The organism is Luteolibacter ambystomatis (genome assembly GCF_018137965.1).
Lineage (GTDB): Bacteria > Verrucomicrobiota > Verrucomicrobiia > Verrucomicrobiales > Akkermansiaceae > Luteolibacter > Luteolibacter ambystomatis.
This window is the reverse complement of record NZ_CP073100.1, coordinates 505,677-525,846: the sequence shown is the minus strand read 5'-3', so window position 1 is coordinate 525,846 and position 20,170 is coordinate 505,677. Positions and strand designations below refer to the sequence as shown.

The following is a 20,170-nucleotide window of genomic DNA, read 5'->3' as shown; positions in this document are numbered from 1 at the left end:
ATTCCCCCCAGGCCGGCATCCACCAACAGGCCCGGAATATCCCGAAGGACATGCCGCCTGAAACAGCAGCATCCCTTCCTATTCGTCCCCATCCGGAACCACCCGCAACACCTGCCGATCTCCACGATCCGACACGATGCTGACGCGATTCTCATCCAGCCATTGAGCGGCACTGGTATCCGAAAAGGACGACCACGCCCTTTGAACTACATACGACTGGAAGCTGCCCATGGAAACATGGCCGACGTAGAGGCGCCCGGCCGAAGGCTTGCCGGACTCGTCGAATTCGCGCCCCATGAATGCGATCTTGGAACCATCCGGAGAAAGGGATGGTGCGTATGCATCCATCGTTTCGGATGATATCCGCTGCTTCTCACCGGAGGAAGAAACCAGCCAGATCCCGCGCACTCCTGTGGGTGCCATCTGCTGTTGACCGCCCGACGAAGCATCGGTCCGTGACATGGAATCGGAGTCATCCGATCCTACAATGGCCGAAACCGCAGCAGAGCCATCCGGAGCGAATGAAGCCGAATCAATGAGCGGGGCGGCGAAGATGGGAGTCCCTTCGTGCCACAGCTCTTCTCCGCCAGTTCCGGCGGCAACGATTTGCCCGCTGTTGGAAGAGGAAAATGATTTCGACAACTCACCCGCGGAAGAATGGTCAGATCTTATGGAAGCTTTTCCAGAAGCATACGACGGAATGCCACGCGGCTGCCGCTTGCCCGCGGGCAATTCTTCATCCGCGGGCGGCGTTTGCATGGTGGTCCCCGGCAAAGATCGGGTCGCAGGCACGGAAGCCTCGTTCAAGGTCCACTTGTGATTTTGGGCGGGCTTGCGCGCCTCTCTCGGATGCGAAGCTTCGGCTCGGGTTGCGAGGGATTCCTGAGATGTTCCCTGCATCTTGAAAACACAAACCGCCGATGCGAGTCCTCCAAGGGTCAGGGCAATGATAGAGCGAGACTTCATTGGATATCACATTGAATGGTTTCCGCAGCCATGACCGGCAGCGGGACAAGAGTCCGCCTGAAAGGCTGACGACGCTCATACGGATGACACATCTGTTCTTCAAGTCTTTGAATTATCCGGACGCAAATCGATCCGTCCAAGGGCTGGATCGACATCGGGCGCGAGCCACACAAGGGAGTGATGTGTTTGGAGGAGCTTCTCTCTGCCGGAAAGGGCGAAGGCCCCGATCCTGTGAGGATCGGGGCCTTCAGTTGGCTCCGGCGGTAGGGCTCGAACCTACGACCTAGTGGTTAACAGCCACCCGCTCTACCGCTGAGCTACACCGGATTTGCCATTGTCGCCCCGGGTTGCGGGGCGGGCGGAAGATGATCGGGGGCCGGGGTTCCGCGCAAGGCAAAAATGACACGAAACCTGATGAATTTATCCCTTCGCGTATCGTTCGCGGAACTGGCGCAGCAATTCATCCACCCGATCGGTTTCCGGAGCGGGAGTATCCGCCGGCGCGGCGTGGGAAGCGGGAACCGGAGGCGGACCGGCGGGCACCGTTGCGGTATTCGCTTCCGCATACACCGGCGCGTGCGTGGAGGCAGCGGCGGCGAAACCGGCAGGTTCTGCCTCGCCATACACCGCGGCCTGCGGCGGAGCGGCCTGGAAGGGAGAAGCGGCGGCGGGAACCGCCTGGGGAGCGGGCCATGACACCGGAGGGGCATCGTGCGCGGCCTCCGTGGCGAGCACTTCCGACAGGGGAGTTTCATGGAAAGTTCCCGGAGAGGGAACATAGGCCACGGGCACCGGTTCCTGCACCTCGGGAGCAATGGGTGGAGGCTCGCTGGCGACGGGCGGAAGCTGGAAGGCTTCCGCAGCAGCAGGTTCGGGAACCAGCGTGGCAACGGGAATATCCTGAGGCGGAGCGGCTATGGGATTCGGAATCAATCTGGCCACCGGTATTTCCACACCCGTGGGCTCGAAACTCCAAACCTTGGGAGGCCGCTCTTCAGTCGGAAGAGGAACAGATTCCCCAAGCTGCACCGGAGATTCCGGCTCAGGGATTTGGAATGCCAGAGGGGCATCCGTGGCCACGGGCGGAGTTGCGGCCTCCACCGGTGGAAAGACCTCCACGTGATTACGCTCATGGGTTTCCTCCGTCACAGCCGCGGCCACGGCAGCGGCAACCGCGGCCGGAGGAGTGACCGTGACCGTGGCAGGCTCGTCCGCTACCGCAGGAATGTGAAGCTGCGGTTCCAGCTCCACCGCCCGGGGTGCGACCGCTGCCGGAGGCGCCTGGGCATTCTGGCGGGCGGCATGGACCCAGGCATCACCGGCGGCACGGAGAATCCCCCGCGCATGGTGTACCTCCTGATTGAGATCGAGACGCTCGTATACGCGGCCACCAAGCCCCGGGGCCCGTGCATCCAGAAGCGCGATGATTTCGTGGCGTCCCAGTGGCTCCAACTCCACCACCACCTCCGCAAGGCGGTCGGCAAGGCCGGCGCTGAGGCGTGGCAGGAAGGCGCTTTCCCAAATGTCACGATTGACGGAGACGATCGCATCAATCCGCTCCGCGGAATGGCGGAGCGATCCCAGAAACGCCGCCAGCCGGAGGGCCGCGGATTCATCCGCCGAAAATCCTTCAAGATCATCCGCGACCAACACCACCCGGACAAGCTGGCTGACCAAACCCAACAGCGTTGCGAGGCGCTCGAATACCTGGGACTCGGGCAGTCCGGCGACAGCCACCGTCTGCATCAGCGCACCCGCGCGAAGAGGATGATCCACGGGAGTGGAAGCGAAGCGGAACAGGGCGTCCACCCAGAACATGACCTCGCGCAATGGAGCCGTGCTCCGCTGCGCCAGTTCCAAGGCCAGACGCGGACCGAGCACTTCGAAGTTCTCCTTCGCCCAGTGTGCCGTGACGGCGTTCGGGTGATGGAAATCGAAAGTCTCGATAGGCCGGTTGCGGAGGGCGGCGAGCGCGCCTTCCCGATCCTGGCAGGGAACTTCTCCGGAGCGCACCAGCGGCTGCAGCGCCTGGGCAAACAAGCGGCGGACCAGAAGATCGAGCACCGTCAGCCCTCCACCCGCGGGAAGCGAGCGGCCGAGCCGTGCCAAGGTATCCGCAGTGGCCGTGGCGGCATCGATCAGACTGCCATGAGCGGCATGCAGGGGAATGAACTCATGGCCTTGGCCGAGATGGTGCTGAAGACGGGAAAGAAGATGGGTCTTGCCGTGCCCGGCGCGCGGGGCCTTCAGAAGGATGCAGCGGCCGGACTGTTCGAGGTCAACCGCCAGCAAATCCCACAACTGTTCGTAGGCCTGCCGGTTGACGGTTTCGGCGTGGACGATGGGGAGCCGGCCGAAGGTTTCGAAGAGAGCTTGGAACGGGTGCTCGATTGCCATGGGGTCTAGGTCCGGATCGGACCTGATCACCATGACGGGCGCACGTGTTTCTCACAAGAAAGAAACTCCCCGGAATCCCTTGTGCCGAAGGATCAGCGCGGGCGAGTTAGATTCTCGAACTCCGAGGCCGCACCACCCGCCGCCGATCCCGACGGTGAGCCGTTCACCACCTTCCTGCCGAAATCGTCCGCCGGCACATCCGTGGTGCCGGAAAGGTTCACCTCCAGCCAGCGCAGGTCCTCCTTCCTCGCACCAAACGCGGCATCAAGCTGGGGTTCGGACTCCACCAGGCGGATCGGAAGCCCCACTTCAAGCCGTCCGCTGAGCGCCTTGTTCGCACCGATCGCCATGTTGCCACGGATGGTCATGCGGCTCATGGCTTCCAACCGCAGGTCCGACAGGGACACCTCGGAGCCGCTGATGCGCAACACACCGGTGGCACCGCCATCGAACACCGGGCGCTCGTAGCCGCTGTCCTTGAAGATTCCGCGCAGCTTGGAGAGGAAAGGAAGCTGCGACAAGGTCATGGGTGGATCACCCACGCCCTGGAAGGACATCACCAGTTTGAGGGAATCCGGCTTGGAAGGATCAAAGGTCAGGAAGTTCGACTGCGGAATGCTGCGTGACTCAACCCGGCCGCGCAGGATGGTCCCAAGTTCGGGTCCCACGAGCAGTTCGACGGGCATGTCCCGGACCTTGGTATCCAGCGTGGTGGCCCGCCCTGAATCGGAGGGTTCCACCTGGCCGATGATTTCCACAATGCCTTCGCCTTCACCCGGCTCGAGCAGGCGGAAGTTCACGATGTCCAGCCGACGACCGGTGACCCCGATCGTCGCGCGATCCAATTCCAGTTCCGGCAATTTCCGACCGAACTTCACCCGGCCGTGATTGCACCGCAGTTCGGGACGACCACCCGCGCCTTTGGGATAGAGCGACATCTCGCTACCGAGGATCGACAACGCAGGCGACCGGGGATCGCCGAAATAGACGGAAAGATCCGCACAGCGCAACCGGTTGAAGCGGAAGAAATCCACACCATCCTTCAACGCGGCATCACCCGATGACATGCCGACGAGCAACTCCCCTTTCTGGGCGGCGATCTCCTCACCCGTCCACGGCTGGCCCAGGAAACTGCTGAACCGGAGTTCAGCGGTGACTCCCTGGAGATTGAGCTTCTTCAACGTCTGCCCTTCCGGCCACTCCAGCGAGAGGGTGGACGCATTGGCCCCGATGGGTGTGACGCGGAACTCCGTGACATCCGCCTTGGCCCCGGTGGCCTCGGCCACCCGGCCCATGATCTTGTTCCGGTAGGGCGAGCCGTTCATGTAAACCACCACTCCGGTGGCGACAGCCAGCAACAATACGATCACCACCACGAGCCCCACCAATTGCACGGCGCGCATCCGCCGCTCGCGCTGCTCGTTCTCACGGTGCGGTTGGTGGCTCCGCCGCTTGCGGCTTCTCACCTTGATGGCCTGGGTGCCATCCGCACGGGTCACCAGCTCGCCATTGGAACGGTCCCCGCCGGACCGCTCCTTCAAGCGGTCCATCATTTCACTGATACTGTAGTTCTCCGGCTCGCGGGAATCGGACGGCATGGATCTATTGGAGTGGAATCAGCCCCCGGGATCGGCTCCCGGAGGCGGCAGGCAAGGGTCAGGGCTGGTTGATCGGACGCCCGGACGGGTCCACCAGCCTCACGTTGACCATGAACACGACGTTCTTTTTCACGGGAGCCTGGACGTTGGATTGGAAAAGGCGGCCCACCACCGGCAGGGTGCCAAGCAGAGGGGTTTTGTCCTCCACACGCTGGGTGCGTTCCTGGACCAAGCCACCGATGACGATGGTCGATCCGTCCGCCACCGTGATGCTGGAGGTGTTGATCGCCATCTTGCTGAATACCGGCATCAGGATGGCGTTCTGGGTGATCGGAGTATTGATCGCAGTACCGGTGGCATCCATGGCGATCGAATTCACCGGAGTACCGTAGTTGACGAATCCATCGAAGTCCGTGATCTCGGGCTTCAACTGAAGATCCACCGTGCGCTTGTCCGCGGAAACCGTGGGCAGCACCTCGAGGATGGTGCCTACCTCGCGCTTCTGGAAAGCCGTGGGATGGGAAGGCGTCACCGGGAAGATGCCGCCACCATCACCGGGATCCTCATTGTTGGTGTTGGTGCCGATGCCGGTCAATCCCACGCGATTCGGGATCTCCGGGGGCTCGTATTCGGTGGGGTAAAGCATTTCACGCACCACGCGGACGGAGGCGACCTGTCCGCTGCGGGTCACCACGGACGGGCAGGTCATCAGGTCGATACCCGTCTTCTGGGCCAGTCCGCGCATGACACCATTGTAGGCGGAACCATTCAGGAATCCATTGAGACCCAGCACACCCGGCGCGCGCTGCGATATATTGGCAAACCCCTGGGTGTTCTCCGCGATGGCCGTATCAATGGCATCCGCGGTTACGGCGAAATCGCCACTACGGTTCCCCGAAGTGATCGACTTGCGGTTGACCCCTGTTGGCACCGCGATGTCATCCATGCCAGGATCACCGACCTTTCCGCCCGAGAGGAAGAAGTCATTGGACATGCCGTAGTCGTTGAGCAGCCAGTCGAAGCCGAGTTCGTCGATACGGTGCTCCTCGGCCTTCAGCATCGTGACGGTGACAATCACCTGGATCGGCTCGGTCTTGATGACCACCTCCACAAGCTGGGAGATCATGTCCTGATTCGCCTCCGTGTTGCGGACGATCAGCACGTTCGTGGCCGCATTGAGAGTCGCCGTGGCTCCTTCCGGAAAGGTGATTCCCTTCGACTTGAACACATCGAGAATATCCCGGCGTTTCGCAAGCAGTCCCGTGGTGGCCGGCTTGTCCGTGCCAAAAGGATCGGGCGGAGCCGCAGCGGCTCCGCCGTCTTCGCCTTCGGTGATGCTGGAGAGGAAATTCGGCGGGACGTGATAGGTCCGCGTGGACATCTCCGTGGCCAGCGATCCCATGGACCGGATGATCACGGAAAACTGGTCGGTGGTGTAGGAAGTCTGGGTGAGATCGTTGATGTACTTCAGCGCCCCCGAGATCGGCACGTTGGTGAGGCGCAGATTGAAGCGCTTCTTCGAAATCCTGTCGGCGACTTCGCTTCCCTGCGCACCCAGATCGACGGCGAAATTCACCCCCTTCCGCTGGGGATCGAGTTCGAAGGTATCCAGTTTGGACGCCTGGCTCCGCAGATAATCCACCGCTTCCTCCAAGGTCACCTGATCGAGGACGAGCGAGGGCAGGATGAGCCGGTCGATCTTGTTGCGGACGGAAATCGTATTGGAGTTCTCCACCACTCCTTCCTCCATCCCCGGAATCTTCTCTTCGCCGCGGAGAGGCTGGAGTTCCCAAGCGGCTTCCACCTTGCCCAACATCTCGGCACGCGCGCTGTCGTATGAGGAACGGTGGTAGCCGCTCTTCGCGGCGGCAATCCGCTCCATACCCCGGCGTGCGGCGGAGTTCGTCGCATCGATGCGGAGCACTTTTTCGTAGGTCGCCTTGGCCTCGTCATACTTGCCGAGGTTGAAAGCGCCTTCCGCCGTATAGAGAAGCTTCCGCACCTGATCGACGTTCTTGCCGTGCTCGGCGGTCATCGCCGGATTGTTGCGGATCGGATCGTTGAGTTGGTTCTTGAACGCGACGGCACCGAGGTCCCCGGGGGCCACGTCCTTGGCCAGAACCTTGTCCACGGCAGCCTTGGCACCTTCCAGATCCCCCTTCCGGAGCAGTTCCCGTCCGTATTCGACCGAAGCTTGGGCATACCGCTCGGTGGCGGCCTCCCGGAGTTCGATGGTGGCGGGTGCCTTCGGGATCAGCGCGCGGGCACCGGAATAGGCGGTGACAGCGTCGCTGTAGCGACCGGCATTGTAAGCTTCGTCGCCCTTGACGAGCAACTCCTGGGCTTCTTCAACGCCTTGATAACGCTTGGCTTGCTCATGTTCGAACAAGCCGGGCGTATCAGCTCCGAGCACCGGCACCACCAGACAGGCGGTGGCCAAAAGCGCGGCTCGACCGCACGAGGGTATGATTCTGCAAACGGATGCCATGGATGGGTTTTCGGGGCTTATAGAGGGCCAGTTCGGGGAGGGTAAGCGGAAAATCCAGAAAAGCGGGAGATTTTCTCCTGTTGGGAAGCCGTGCAATCCGCCCGGTTCCAACGGGATTTGCGGAACTGCCAGAGATTCCGGCAACGGAACGGGTTTTCTTCCCTGGGGTTTCCCTGAATGATGAGCCTGCAACATGGCCAGCCACCCCACCCTGCCCCACCGATCCGCTGCCGAGGGCGACACCAATGGCACTCCAGAGCGCGACGCCTGGCAGCGCGATACTCTGGACGACGCGGCGCGACGTGAGCTGGACCGGGATTCCCGGCATTTCCTCCACCAATCGATGTCCACCCCCTGCCTGAATGTGCTGAAGGGCGCGGAGGGCATTCATCTGATCGACGCCCAAGACCGCCGGATCATGGATTTCCACGGAAACAGCGTCCATCAGATCGGCTACGGCCATCCGCATGTGATCGCGGCGGTCACCCGCCAGATGCAGACGCTGCCGTTCCTGCCGCGGCGCTTCGCCCATCCTCTGGTGACGGATCTAGCCGAGAAATTGACGGCTCTCGCCCCCGGAGATCTCAACAAGGTGCTTTTCGCTCCTGGAGGCACCAGCGCCATCGGCATGGCACTCAAACTGGCGCGTAAAGCCACCGGACGATTCAAAACGGTGTCGATGTGGGACTCGTTCCATGGGGCCAGCCTCGATGCGATTTCCGTGGGTGGGGAGGGCGTGTTCCGGGGAGGCATCGGGCCGCTGCTCCCGGGAACCAGCCACGTGATGCCCTATGATGGCTACCGTCCGATGTTCGATGATCCGTTGAAGTGCCTCGATTACCTCGACTATGTGATGGAACGTGAAACCGATGTCGGGGCGGTGGTGTTGGAAACCATCCGCGCCACCGAGGTGCATGTGCCGCCGGTGGAGTATCACCAGCGTCTCCGCTCGATCTGCGACAAACACGGGGCTCTGCTGATTCTGGATGAGATCCCCACCGCGCTGGGACGCACCGGGAGGATGTTCGCGGTGGAGCACTACGGCATCGTGCCGGACATGCTGGTGATCGGGAAAGGCCTCGGCGGCGCGTTGTTCCCGATGGCGGCGCTGATCGCGCGTGAAGGACTCGATGTGGCCGGGGATGTTTCGCTCGGGCATTACACTCACGAGAAGAGCATCCTCGGTGCCGCGGCCGCGCTCGCGACTCTGGAGGTGATCGGGAATGAAGGACTGTTAGAACATGCGCGGATGCTGGGTGAGCATCTGCGGGCACGTTTGGGCGGCATGCGCCAGCGATACGAGCTGGTGGGAGATGTGCGATCCATCGGCCTGATCGGTGCGATCGAACTGGTCACCGACCGCACCACAAAGGATCGCGCCAGCGCCGCGGCGGAACGCATTCTCTACCGTTGTTTGAGCGATGGGCTGAGCTTCAAGGTCTCTCAGGGCAACATCCTCACGCTGGGTCCACCTCTCATCATCACGCGCGACCAGCTTGATGAGGCGCTCGATATCATCGAACGCGCCATCGCCATGGAATCCGCTTGAGCGGAGTTCAGGACTCCACCGTCGGATCGTAGTCCTTCGGCGCGCGCACGATCTTCTCAATCGCGTGCTTGGTGACGAGATTCCCGCCGGAGGAGCGGCCCTTGACCGCGAACTCGGAGAACAGCAGCGGACGGATCAGGTTCCGCATCCGCAGCGCGGGCTTGAGATGAACGAGCAGCATCTGGGCCTCGCTCTCCGCCTCGCTCTTGTGCAGCGCGAAGTAGAGCACTCGGGTGCCGGGAGTGCCCTTGGTGAGATCGTATTCCTTGTCGCGGGTGATGCCGCCGAGCTTGAAGCGCTTCGCCAGGATCGCGCCGTCCTTGCCGTCGCGATAGATCATCGAATACACGAGGTCCTCGTCCTTGCGGAGGATGGCGACGTGGATCGGCTTCTGGCCGACGAAGACCTTCTCCGCGACCTTCACGACGCGCATCTTGCCGTCCTGGGTGAAGGTGACGAGGTCATCGAGCTTCGAGCACTTCTCCAGCGGTTCCTCTTTCTTGAGGCCCCAGCCCGCGAAGCCGTTCTTGCGGTCCAGATAGAGCGTCTCGGTGGCGGCGACGACCTGCGTGCGGTCGACTTTCTCGAACGATGAGATCTCAGTGCGGCGCTCGCGCTCCTTGCCGTATTTTTTCCGGATCTCCTCGAACCAGCGGATGGTGAACTTGGTGAGGTTGCGGAGGTTCTTCTCGGTTTCCTCGATGTCCTTCTCCAGCGACTTGATCTCCTCGTCCGCCTTGAAGGCGTCGAACTTGGAGATGCGCTTGATCTTGATCTCGGTGAGGCGGACGAGGTCGTCCTGCGTCACCTCGCGCTTGAGCAGCTTCTTGAACGGCTTGAGGCCGTCGTCGATGGCCTTGAGAACCGCTTCCCACGTCTCGCACTCTTCGATGTCGCGGTAGATGCGATTCTCGATGAAGATCTTCTCCAGCGAACTGAAGTGCCACTTCTCGGCCAGTTCACCGAGGCGGATCTCCAGCTCCAGCTTCAGCAGCTCGCGGGTATGCTCGGCGTTGCGCTTGAGGATGTCCGAGACTCCCAAAAACTGCGGCTTGCCATCCGCAATCACGCAGGCGTTCGGCGAGATCGACATCTCGCAGTCGGTGAAGGCGAACAGCGCGTCGCGCGTCGTGTCCGGATCAGCACCGGCGGGCAGGTGGACGAGGATGTCCGCGTGCTCGGCGGTGTTGTCCTCGATACGCGCGATCTTGATCTTGCCCTTGTCCGCGGCCGCCACGATGGAATCCATCAGCGCGCCGGTGGTGGTGCCGAAAGGGATCTCCACGATCCGCAGCATGCCCTTTTTTTCCGCGGAAATGCGGGCGCGGACGCGGACCTTGCCGCCACGCAATCCATCTCGGTAGTCGGTGGCATCCATGATGCCGCCGGTCGGGAAATCAGGCACCAGCGTGAACGGCTCATTGCGCAACGCGGCGATGCAGGCGTCGATGAGTTCCTGGAAATTGTGCGGCAGGATCTTGCAGGCGAGACCGACGGCGATGCCTTCCACGCCCTGGGCGAGCAGCACCGGGAACTTCATCGGCAGCGCGACCGGTTCCTTGTTGCGGCCATCGTAGCTCGGCGTCCACTCGGTGGTCTTCGGATTGAAGACGACATCGACCGCGAACTTGGTCAGGCGGGCCTCAATGTATCGGGAAGCCGCCGCGCCGTCGCCGGTGAGAGTGTTGCCCCAGTTACCCTGGGTGTCGATGAGCAGATCCTTCTGGCCGAGCTGCACCATGGCATCGCCGATGGCGGTGTCGCCGTGCGGGTGGTATTTCATGGTGTTGCCCACCACGTTCGCCACCTTGTTGTAGCGGCCGTCATCCAGCTCATCCATCGAGTGGAGGATGCGGCGCTGAACCGGCTTCAAGCCGTCATTCACGTGCGGAACCGCGCGTTCCAGGATCACGTAGCTGGCGTAATCGAGGAAATAGTCCGAGTACATCCCCCCCAGGGAGGTGTGCAGGTCCGGGTCGTGCATCATGTGGGCGGAGGATGTAGGGGGCGGTTCCCCGGCGTGCAAGCCCTGAGGATTTGGGCAGAAATTTGGCTTTTTCTGCAAAAATCTCCGCTTGCCCGACTATTGGGATGCGCCATGCTGGCCGCCGAATGAAGTCCGCGAGCCCCACCGTTTTCAGCTCCTTCCCGAAAGTCGGGATCCGTCCCACCATCGATGGCCGCTACGGCGGCGTCCGCGAGTCTCTCGAAGACCGCACCATGGAAATGGCGAAGTCCGCCGCCAATCTGATTTCCTCCACCCTGCGAAACCCGGACGGCTCCCCGGTCGCGTGCGTGATCGCGGACACCTGCATTGGTGGCGTGGCCGAGGCTGCCGCCGCTGCGGACAAGTTCCGCCGAGAGGATGTGGGCCTCACCCTGACCGTGACTCCCTGCTGGTGTTACGGTTCCGAGACCATGGACATGGACCCGCTGCATCCGAAGGCGGTGTGGGGCTTCAATGGCACCGAGCGCCCGGGCGCGGTCTATCTCGCCGCCGTGCTCGCCGGTCACACCCAAAAGGGCATCCCCGCCTTCGGCATCTACGGCCAGGACGTGCAGGCCGCCACCGACACCTCGATCCCCGAGGATGTCTCGGAAAAAATTCTCAATTTCGCCCGCTGCGGCCTCGCCGTGGCCAACATGAAGGGCAAAGCCTACCTCTCGATGGGCGGCACCTCGATGGGCATCGCCGGCTCGATGGTCGACTACGCGATGTGGGAAAAATACTTCGGCATGCGCGTGGAGGACATCGACATGAGCGAGTTCATCGGCCGCATCAACAAGGGCCAGTTCGACCAGGCCGAGTATGAAAAAGCGCTCGCCTGGGTAAAAGAGCACTGCAAGGAGGGCGACGACTACAATTCCGAAACCACCAAGCGCAGCCGCGAACAGCTCGACGCCGAGTGGGAAACCAACGTCAAGATGGCGCTCATCGCCCGCGACCTGATGGTGGGCAATCCGAAGCTCGCCGAGAAAGGCCTGCACGAGCAGGCGCGCGGCCGCCACGCCATCGCCGCCGGTTTCCAAGGCCAGCGCCAGTGGACCGACCACTTCCCGAACGGCGACTTCCTCGAGGCGATCCTCAATTCCTCCTTCGACTGGAATGGCGCGCGCGCTCCCTACATCGTGGCGACCGAGAACGATGCGCTCAACGGCGCGGGCATGCTCTTCGGCTGGCTGCTGACCAACACCGCCCAGATCTTCGCCGACCTCCGCACCTACTGGAGCCTCGATGCGATCAAGACCGCCTCCGGCGTGGAGCTGGACCACGAACTGATCGAGGATGGCATCCTCCACCTCATCAACTCCGGCCCGGCCGCTCTCGACGGCACCGGCCAGTGCACCGATGAGCACGGCGAACCGGCGATGAAGGCCCACTGGGACATCACTGCGGAAGAAATGACGAAGTGCTTGGAGGCCACCACCTGGCACCCGTCCATCACTGAATACTTCCCCGGCGGTGGCATGAGCACCCGCTACAAGACCCGCGGTGGCATGCCCGCCACGATGATCCGCCTGAACCTCGTCGATGGCCTCGGCCCGGCGCTCCAGATCGCGGAAGGCTTCACCGTCGAGCTCCCGGAGGACGTCCACAATTCCCTCGACCAACGCACCAACCCGACCTGGCCGACCACCTGGTTCTCCCCGATCCTCACCGGCGAGGGTGCCTTCACCAGCGCCTACGATGTGATGAACAACTGGGGCGCGAACCACTGCGTGATGACCGCCGGCCATGTGGGCCACCTCTACATCACGCTGGCCTCGATGCTGCGCATCCCGGTTTACATGCACAACGTGGAGGACCACCGTATCTTCCGCCCGGCCTCCTGGCGCGCCTTCGGCACCGCGGATCTGGAGGGAGCGGACTTCCGCGCCTGCCAGACCTACGGCCCGCTGTACGGCCGCCGCTGATTCCGGCTGGAAACGCTACTTTGACTTCCAAGAGCCACGCCATCCGGCGTGGCTTTTTTGCTTTGCGGCCATCGCTGATGGCTCGCGCGAATATTTTGCGAATCTCGTCCGATTTTCGCGAATGTCGGAGATCTCAAGGGAAAGTCCCCGGCTGGCAGGTGGATTCCGGCAGATCTCCGAATTTAGACCTTGCCGCCGGAGGACCCCTTGTAGATGTAAGTAACTGATTTTTAGGTTAAATTGTCTTTGTTCCTTATTGCATCATTCCCCGTTTATGGAAACCCAGATTCCGTGTTTTACCGGCGGAGCGGCGCGCTTGTCGCGATACCTGCCGCTCATCCTTCTTGGCTCTGCTCCGGCAGCTTTCGCCCAATACCACGCCTTCACCGGCGTGCAGAGCAACTCGGACTGCATCATGCAGGACTACCGCTCGCCGAACGTGCCGGGCGGCATCTATGATGCGATCCACCAGGAGAATGTGAGCAGCTCCGATGGCGGCTCCGGATATTTCTACGGCGGCTATACCCACCAGAACCAAGGAGGCACCAAGACGCTGGTGCAGTATGTCTGCTGGCCGGCGAGTGGCGGCACTCCGTCCTATGCGCAACAGATCCCGGTATTCGCCGGAGCGAACATGGTCGGCAACATCCAGATCGGCGAGGGCAGCAGTTGCTCGATCAAGGGATATTGGCCGCAGTTCTCATCGAGCCAGTGGTACCGTTCGGTGGTGCGCTACTGGCAACCCGCGGACGGCACGGCGCATGTCGGTTTCCAAGGGATGTGGATGAAGGAACCGGTGAGCGGAAACTGGTACCATCTCGGCACCTTCCAATACCCCTTCGCCGTCACCGGCGTGAACGGCATGAGCGGCTGGCAGGAAAACTTCACCGGCTATACCGGCGACTATGTCGTGGATCACGCCAACGGCTACTATCACAAAAGCGGTGTCTGGAACCGGGCCAACCAGGTCCGTTTCACTTCGAACGGATACTCGAGCATCTTTGATCCCGGCACCAACACGGTGGCGCGTTCGCAAGTGGGGCCGACCTACACCGCGTCCTATAACAATCCCATCACCCTCACTCTCTCCGGACAGCCGGCCGCGCCGACCTTCGATCCGATCGTGGTCAGCAGTTCGAGCGCCACGACCTATGGCACGCAGTTGCTGGTGAAGTGGGACATGCCGCCGACCAGCTCGCCGCAGCTCAGCTACAAGATCGAGGTCTTCAACAATGCCAGCTACACGGGCACCGCCTCGCTGACCTTCACCGAGAACGAACCAGAACGACGGCAGAAGATGCTGGATGTCTCCGGCATCGCCACGCCTTACGTCCGGCTGACGATCTCGGATATTTTCTATAACAGCGGCACACCGATCCTCATCACGCCGACCGCCGCCGCGTTGGCCTCGGCGACTTCGCCATCGGGCACCGTCGCGGGTCTGAACTACCAATACTATCAGGCGACCTCCGGCACTTGGACGGCCCTGCCGGATTTCACCACGCTCACTGCGGCACGCCAGGGTGCGGTCGCGATCCCGGACGCCACTCCACGTCTGCGTCGCAACGACTATGGCTTCAACTACAGCGGCTACTTCAATGCCGCATCCGATGGATTGTATGCGTTCACCCTCCGCTCCGGTGACGGCAGCACGCTGGTGATCGATGGTACCACCGTCATTGACTTCGATGGCCTGCACGATTCCACCCAGTTCAAAAGCGGCGCCATCGCGCTCGCCGCGGGCAAGCACACGCTGCAACTGAAATACTTCCGCGGTGCGGTCAATCCGGTCCACACCACCGCCTACAATGATGGCGTCGGACTGAGCTACGAGGGTCCTGGTATCACTCTGGCGGACGTTCCGGCCTCCGCCTTCTCCCGCACACCGGGCGCGAGCGAACCGGTCATCACCATGAGCGCCCCGGCCAACGGAGCGACGGTGGTGAACTCCAGCCCGGGCTTGAGCGCGGCTGTGACGGCCAATGGCGCGACGATCAACAGCGTCCAGTTCTACATGACCGGAGACAAGCCCTACTACCCCAGGGTCGACAACTCGGCGGGCTATTTCATCGGCCAGGACACCACCGCTCCCTACGAATTCAACTCGCAGGTCTGGACGGCGGGCACGAACCAGGTGCGCGCGCGTCTGGTCTACAATGGCAACCGCACGATCGATTCGGAGCCCATCACCATCACCACGACCAATACCGCACTCGGCTCCTGGACCTGGGACCCGCTCGAGGTTCACAACTACTCGACCGGAGCCAGCGTCCAAGGGGACAAGGTTTCGCTCATCGGTGATGGCATGAACATGATGACCCGCCAGGCCACCGGTGACTGCACGATCATCGGCCACCTCGCCAGCCTGCCTGCCAACACCGCTGGGCCGGACGGTGTCGCCCCGGATTCGGACTGGCGCGCGGGGTTCATCCTTCGCAGCACCCGCAACGCAACCGTGGGCGAGCCGCTCGGCAATGGCAGCAGCACCCGCTTCGCCGCGATGTTCAGCAATGTCGGCGGCGGCACCTATTTCGAGGATCACACCATGACCAACGGCAATGGCGACGCCAACCGCTGGTCGAGCAATCTCGGTGGCGCCAACCGCTGGTATAAGATCCAGCGCGTCGGCGATGTGTTCACGAGCTCGGTTTCCTCGGATGGAGCCAACTGGAGCGTGGTCAACACGATCACGCTCTCAGGGTTCGGCTCGACCGTCTACGCCGGACCTTTCATCCACGCCGTCCAATCGGAGAACCCGAACGTCCACACCGCCAGCTTCGACAGCATCAGCATCATGGGGCCTAATGTCAGCGGCCCGGCCAGTGTTTCGGTCAGCCCCTCGACGAATGCCGTGGTCAACGGTCTGCCCGCCACCTTCACCTCGTCCGTCATTGGTGCGGTGCCTGCCAGCTACCAGTGGCAGTTCAACGGGGTCGACATCCCGGGCGCTACCAGCTCCACCTACGCCATCTCCAGCGTGAGCGCGGCCAATGCGGGCAGCTACACGGTGGTGGCCAATGGCGTCACCAGCGCCGCGGCCACACTCACCATCAGCTATCCGGCGGGCTCCGGCGTGTGGACCAACACCGCCGGCGGTTCGTGGGTCACGACGACCAACTGGAGTGGCAGCACCATCGCCAGCGGCACCGATGCCGCTGCGGATTTCAGCACACTGAGCCTGACCGCGGACCGCACTGTCTCACTCAATGGCGCGCGGACTGTCGGTGTCCTCGTCTTCGATGATCTGAACGCGACCAAGCACACATGGACGCTCGCAACCGGCAGCGCCGGACCCATCACCCTCGCCACCAGCAGCGGCACGCCGGACATCGCGGTCAAGACTCCCACCATCATCAGCGCGGTGATCGCGGGCAACCAGGGCCTCGATAAGACCGGCAGCGGTTACCTCACACTCAGCGGCACCAGCACCTTCACCGGCACCGCCCAGGTCAATGCAGGCACGCTGGAGGTTCAGAAGAAATCCGGCGATGTCCCCTACACCATCGCCCAGGGAGCCACGCTCAAGATCGGCTACAGCACCGGCGGCGGCTATGCGAATACCAACCTCACCCTCCGCGGCAATGGCACCGCGGCCACCACCGGTCTCTATCTCGCAGGCGGCACCACCTACAATTCCAGCGGCCAGATCGTCCTCCAATCCGCGCCGACGACCATCCGCCAATACGGCAGCGGAGCCGCCAAGATCGGCATGTACGACATCAATGGTACCGGGCTCTGGTGTACAGGCGATGCCTCCGGCTCCATCATCGATGCCAATATCCAGATGGTCAGCTCCGGCTACGGCATGTCCGTGCAGACGGATGCCGGTGCGGCAACCGCCACCGGCGACCTGGTCATCAATGGCCCGCTCAGCGCCGGCAGCCTGGGCTTCTACAAACGCGGCACGGGATCGGTCCGGCTCAATGGCACCGCCACGGCTTCCAACCTCGGCGTCAAAGCGGAAGGAGGCACCGTGATCTGCGGCATCACGAACTGCCTGGGCTCGGCCGCCACCGTTCCGATCTCCTCGGGAGCCACGGTGGCGTTGAACGGCTTCTCGCAGACGGTTGCGTCCATCAGCACCGTTTCCGGAGCCACGCTCACATTCGGAGGCACCGGCACGCTGACCACAGCCAGCTCCTCGCTGGCGGGCTCGCTGCAGATGACACTCAACAAGGGAGCCTCCCCTGCCAATAGCAAGCTCACTCTCACCACCGGCACGCTGACCTACGGCGGAACGCTCTCGGTCAACTCGATTGGAGCTACTGCGTTTGCCGTAGGAGACAGCTTCCAGCTTTTCAGTGCGTCCACCTACGGCGGCTCGTTTACCTCCATCAGCCTGCCACAGCTCCCGCTCGGCCTGATCTGGGACACCAGCACGATTGCCACCGATGGCACGATCAAGGTCGCCGATCCGGGCACCTGTTTCTGGAACGGCGGCGGTGCGGACACCTCCTGGAGCACGGCGGGCAACTGGAACGGAGTGCTGCCGGTGAACGGCCAGTTGCTGACCTTCCAGGGCAGCACGAAATTGACCTCCACCAACAACCTCCTCACCGCGATCGGCCAGGTCACCTTCGCCAGCAGCGGATTCAGCCTTTCCGGAAACGCGGTCACGCTCCAGGGCGGCCTCATCAACCAGACCGGCACGAACACCTGGGCGATCCCGACGACCCTGCTGGCCGACCAAACCTTCCTGAGCAACGCCGGCACGCTGACCGTGAGCGGCACGGTGAACACCAGCGGCAAGGACCTCACGCTCGATGGCGCGGGGGCCATCACCCTTTCCGGCGTCATTTCCGGTGCGGGTGATCTCATCAAGAACGGCACCGGGACATCCACCCTCACCGCTCAGAACACCTTCACCGGGACCGTGACGGTGAATGCCGGGACCCTCCGTGCGAACGGTGGCAACAACACCTTGGGATCCCTCGGTTCCGCCTCCTCCATCACCATCAACAATGGCGGCACGATCTCGGTCGGCACCAGTGACAACGGTTTCACGGGCTCTTCGAACTCCGCGGCGAAAACCGTGCAAATCAACACCGGCGGCCTGCTCACCAATACCGGCAGCACCACCAACCATCTGAACGCGATCGTGATGAACGGTGGCACGCTTTCCGCAACCACCGCCAATACGACCTATGGCAACTGGAACTTCGACCGCGGGATCTCCACCCTTGGCAATGGCACCACTTCCACCATCACCGGCGGCAATGCCGCTCTGACCCAAACCGGCGGCACCGTCTTCAATGTCGGCACCGGAGACACGCTCGATGTCCCCGTGCTGCTGGCCCATGTCACCGGTTCCGGCGACACCGGCGTGGTGAAAAGCGGAGCAGGCACCCTGTCCCTGACCAATGCCAACACCTATACCGGTGGCACCATCGTAAATGGCGGAATCTTGGCCGCCTCCTCGGTGACGGATGCCGGCGGCGCGATCGGCAAATACACCTCCGGCACTCCCGGCGCGCTGACGATCTCAAATGGCGCGGTCTTCAAATTGACCGGCACGACCGCCCAGACCACCGCCCGCAACCTCTGGATCAACACGGGCACCAGTGGCATCATCGACGTGACCTCCCCGGGCAGCCTGAGCTTCACCGGCACCGGTGGAGCGATCACCGATCCGCTCACCAAGACCGGCACGGGCAGCCTCCAGATCAATGACGCCATCACCGGCACCGCTTCCGTGACGGTCAGTGGCGGCACTCTGCGGCTCGGCACCAGCAACAGCAGCTACAGCGGCGGAACGACCATCGCCAATGGCATCCTGGAACTTAACGGCTCCAATGATGCCTCGGGCAAAATCACCGGCGTGATCGGCATCTCCGCCACAGGCACGCTGAAACTCTCCAGTGCGAACGCGCTCGGCTACAACGGCACCCAGGTCACGGCGCTCAACGTGAACGGCGGCCTGATCGACAACGTGGCGGCGGGTGACAACGGCTGGGGCCAGGCCTTCAACCTGACCGGCGGCACGATGCGCTCCAATGGCGGCACCAGCAGCGGCACCGCCACCCAGCTCTTCTCGATCGGCAACGGCACAACCATCAACAGCTTCGCCAGCGCCACCACATCGGTCGTCGCCGGCCGCCTCACCATGCGCCAGTCTTCTACCACGTTTTCCGTAGAAGATGGCACCGCCGCGGTGGATCTCGATGTTTCCGCCGCCATGACGGAGAACGCCACCAACAGTGGGATCGTGAAAACCGGAGCCGGAGTCCTGCGGCTCGGCGGCACGAATAGCTACGCGGGCACCACGACGGTTGCCAACGGCACCTTGAACCTCACCGGTTCGATTGCCGCAGGCGCGGTGACGGTGCAAAGCGGTGGCACCCTTACCGGCACCGGTAATCTTGGCGGTGCGACCACGGTGCAAGGCGGCGGCTCGATCGCGCCGGGCACGAATGCCATCGGTACCCTGACGGTGAACAACGCGCTCACCTTGGCCGGCACCACCCGCATGGAGATCGCCAAAACCGGAACCACTCTCACGGCGGACAAGCTCACCGGCCTCACCACCGTGACCTACGGCGGCACGCTGCAGGTCGCCTCACTGGGGCCGGATGCCTTGGCGGCGGGCGATACGTTCCAGCTATTCAGCGCCACCAGCCGCGCCGGTTCCTTCGCCACGCTCAGCCTGCCGGCGCTTGCCTCCGGCCTTGCATGGGATACCAGCGCTCTGGCCAGCACCGGCTCGATCACCGTGGTCTCCTCCGCCACCGTGGCCTACAATGCCTGGGCCTCGAATCTCACACCGGGAGTCAATGACGCCAAGGACCAGGATCCCGATCGCGACGGACTGAACAATCTCGGTGAATTCGCCTTCGCCAGCAACGCCCTCTCCGGAACCAACACGGGCAAGATCGTGACGAAGGCCTCTGTAATCGGGGGCGAGAAATGCGTCGTCCTCACGCTGCCGGTCCGGAACGGAGCCCAGTTCAGTGGCACGGGGGCGCAGATTTCCGCTCCGGTGGATGGAGTCATCTATCAGATCGAGGGCAGCACGGATTTCGCCATATGGAACCTCGGCATCGCGGAACTGACCGGAACCGCTGCGGATCCCTACAAGGCAAACATGCCAACCTTGGACAACGGCTGGAGCTACCGCTGCTTCCGCACGCTCGGGAATCTCCAAAAGAGCTTCCTGCGCGCAAAAGCCAGCGAAAGCCCAGCAGCCCAATGACCCGGCATATCCGTGTTTAAAAGGATTGCCTTTTTGTTGGGCGCAAAAATACTGAGAATGTGAAATAG

Annotated in this window: 8 protein-coding genes and 1 tRNA gene; 3 read left to right on the top strand and 6 right to left on the bottom strand. The window is 62.6% G+C overall.

Features of this window, described 5'->3' with window-relative positions; translation table 11 throughout:
- Positions 1–78 precede the first annotated feature (78 nt).
- The 5 genes from KBB96_RS02020 to KBB96_RS02000 all read right to left on the bottom strand — a co-directional run bounded on the left by KBB96_RS02020 (position 79) and on the right by KBB96_RS02000 (position 7,401).
- Complete coding sequence (locus KBB96_RS02020; protein WP_211631818.1) at positions 79–732, bottom strand: TolB-like translocation protein; 654 nt, start codon at positions 730–732, stop codon at positions 79–81.
- A 486-nt stretch (positions 733–1,218) separates the two neighbouring features.
- Positions 1,219–1,293: transfer RNA gene (locus KBB96_RS02015), tRNA-Asn, on the bottom strand.
- A 93-nt stretch (positions 1,294–1,386) separates the two neighbouring features.
- The gene (locus KBB96_RS02010) at positions 1,387–3,363 is read right to left on the bottom strand and encodes a hypothetical protein (protein WP_211631817.1); all 1,977 of its coding nucleotides are present in this window, start codon (positions 3,361–3,363) and stop codon (positions 1,387–1,389) included.
- Between the two features lie 92 nt (positions 3,364–3,455).
- On the bottom strand, positions 3,456–4,961 hold the full coding sequence (locus tag KBB96_RS02005) for a hypothetical protein (RefSeq protein WP_211631816.1): 1,506 nt from the start codon (positions 4,959–4,961) through the stop codon (positions 3,456–3,458).
- A 58-nt stretch (positions 4,962–5,019) separates the two neighbouring features.
- Positions 5,020–7,401, bottom strand: coding sequence for an Amuc_1098 family type IV pilus outer membrane protein (locus KBB96_RS02000; protein ID WP_211631815.1), 2,382 nt, complete (start codon positions 7,399–7,401; stop codon positions 5,020–5,022).
- A gap of 241 nt (positions 7,402–7,642) precedes the next feature.
- Between KBB96_RS02000 and KBB96_RS01995 the strand changes: the two genes are divergently transcribed.
- Positions 7,643–8,998, top strand: a complete 1,356-nt coding sequence (locus KBB96_RS01995) for an aspartate aminotransferase family protein (protein ID WP_211631814.1) — start codon at positions 7,643–7,645, stop codon at positions 8,996–8,998.
- 7 nt (positions 8,999–9,005) lie between these two features.
- Here the strand turns inward: KBB96_RS01995 and KBB96_RS01990 are convergent, their stop codons facing one another.
- On the bottom strand, positions 9,006–10,985 hold the full coding sequence (locus KBB96_RS01990) for a DNA gyrase/topoisomerase IV subunit A (protein ID WP_211631813.1): 1,980 nt from the start codon (positions 10,983–10,985) through the stop codon (positions 9,006–9,008).
- A gap of 125 nt (positions 10,986–11,110) precedes the next feature.
- Here KBB96_RS01990 and KBB96_RS01985 point away from each other — a divergent pair, with 125 nt between their 5' ends.
- Positions 11,111–12,913 (top strand): L-fucose isomerase, encoded by a 1,803-nt coding sequence (locus KBB96_RS01985; RefSeq protein ID WP_211631812.1) that lies wholly within the window; start codon positions 11,111–11,113, stop codon positions 12,911–12,913.
- A 274-nt stretch (positions 12,914–13,187) separates the two neighbouring features.
- The gene (locus KBB96_RS01980) at positions 13,188–20,102 is read left to right on the top strand and encodes an autotransporter-associated beta strand repeat-containing protein (protein WP_211631811.1); all 6,915 of its coding nucleotides are present in this window, start codon (positions 13,188–13,190) and stop codon (positions 20,100–20,102) included.
- The last annotated feature ends 68 nt before the right edge of the window (positions 20,103–20,170 follow it).

Coding starts and splice junctions, on each gene's coding strand:
- KBB96_RS02010 (WP_211631817.1), bottom strand. CDS start 3,363: ATGGCAATCGAGCACCCGTTCCAAGCTCTCTTCGAAACCTTCGGCCGG.
- KBB96_RS02005 (WP_211631816.1), bottom strand. CDS start 4,961: ATGCCGTCCGATTCCCGCGAGCCGGAGAACTACAGTATCAGTGAAATG.
- KBB96_RS01995 (WP_211631814.1), top strand. CDS start 7,643: ATGGCCAGCCACCCCACCCTGCCCCACCGATCCGCTGCCGAGGGCGAC.
- KBB96_RS01990 (WP_211631813.1), bottom strand. CDS start 10,985: ATGATGCACGACCCGGACCTGCACACCTCCCTGGGGGGGATGTACTCG.
- KBB96_RS01985 (WP_211631812.1), top strand. CDS start 11,111: ATGAAGTCCGCGAGCCCCACCGTTTTCAGCTCCTTCCCGAAAGTCGGG.
- KBB96_RS01980 (WP_211631811.1), top strand. CDS start 13,188: ATGGAAACCCAGATTCCGTGTTTTACCGGCGGAGCGGCGCGCTTGTCG.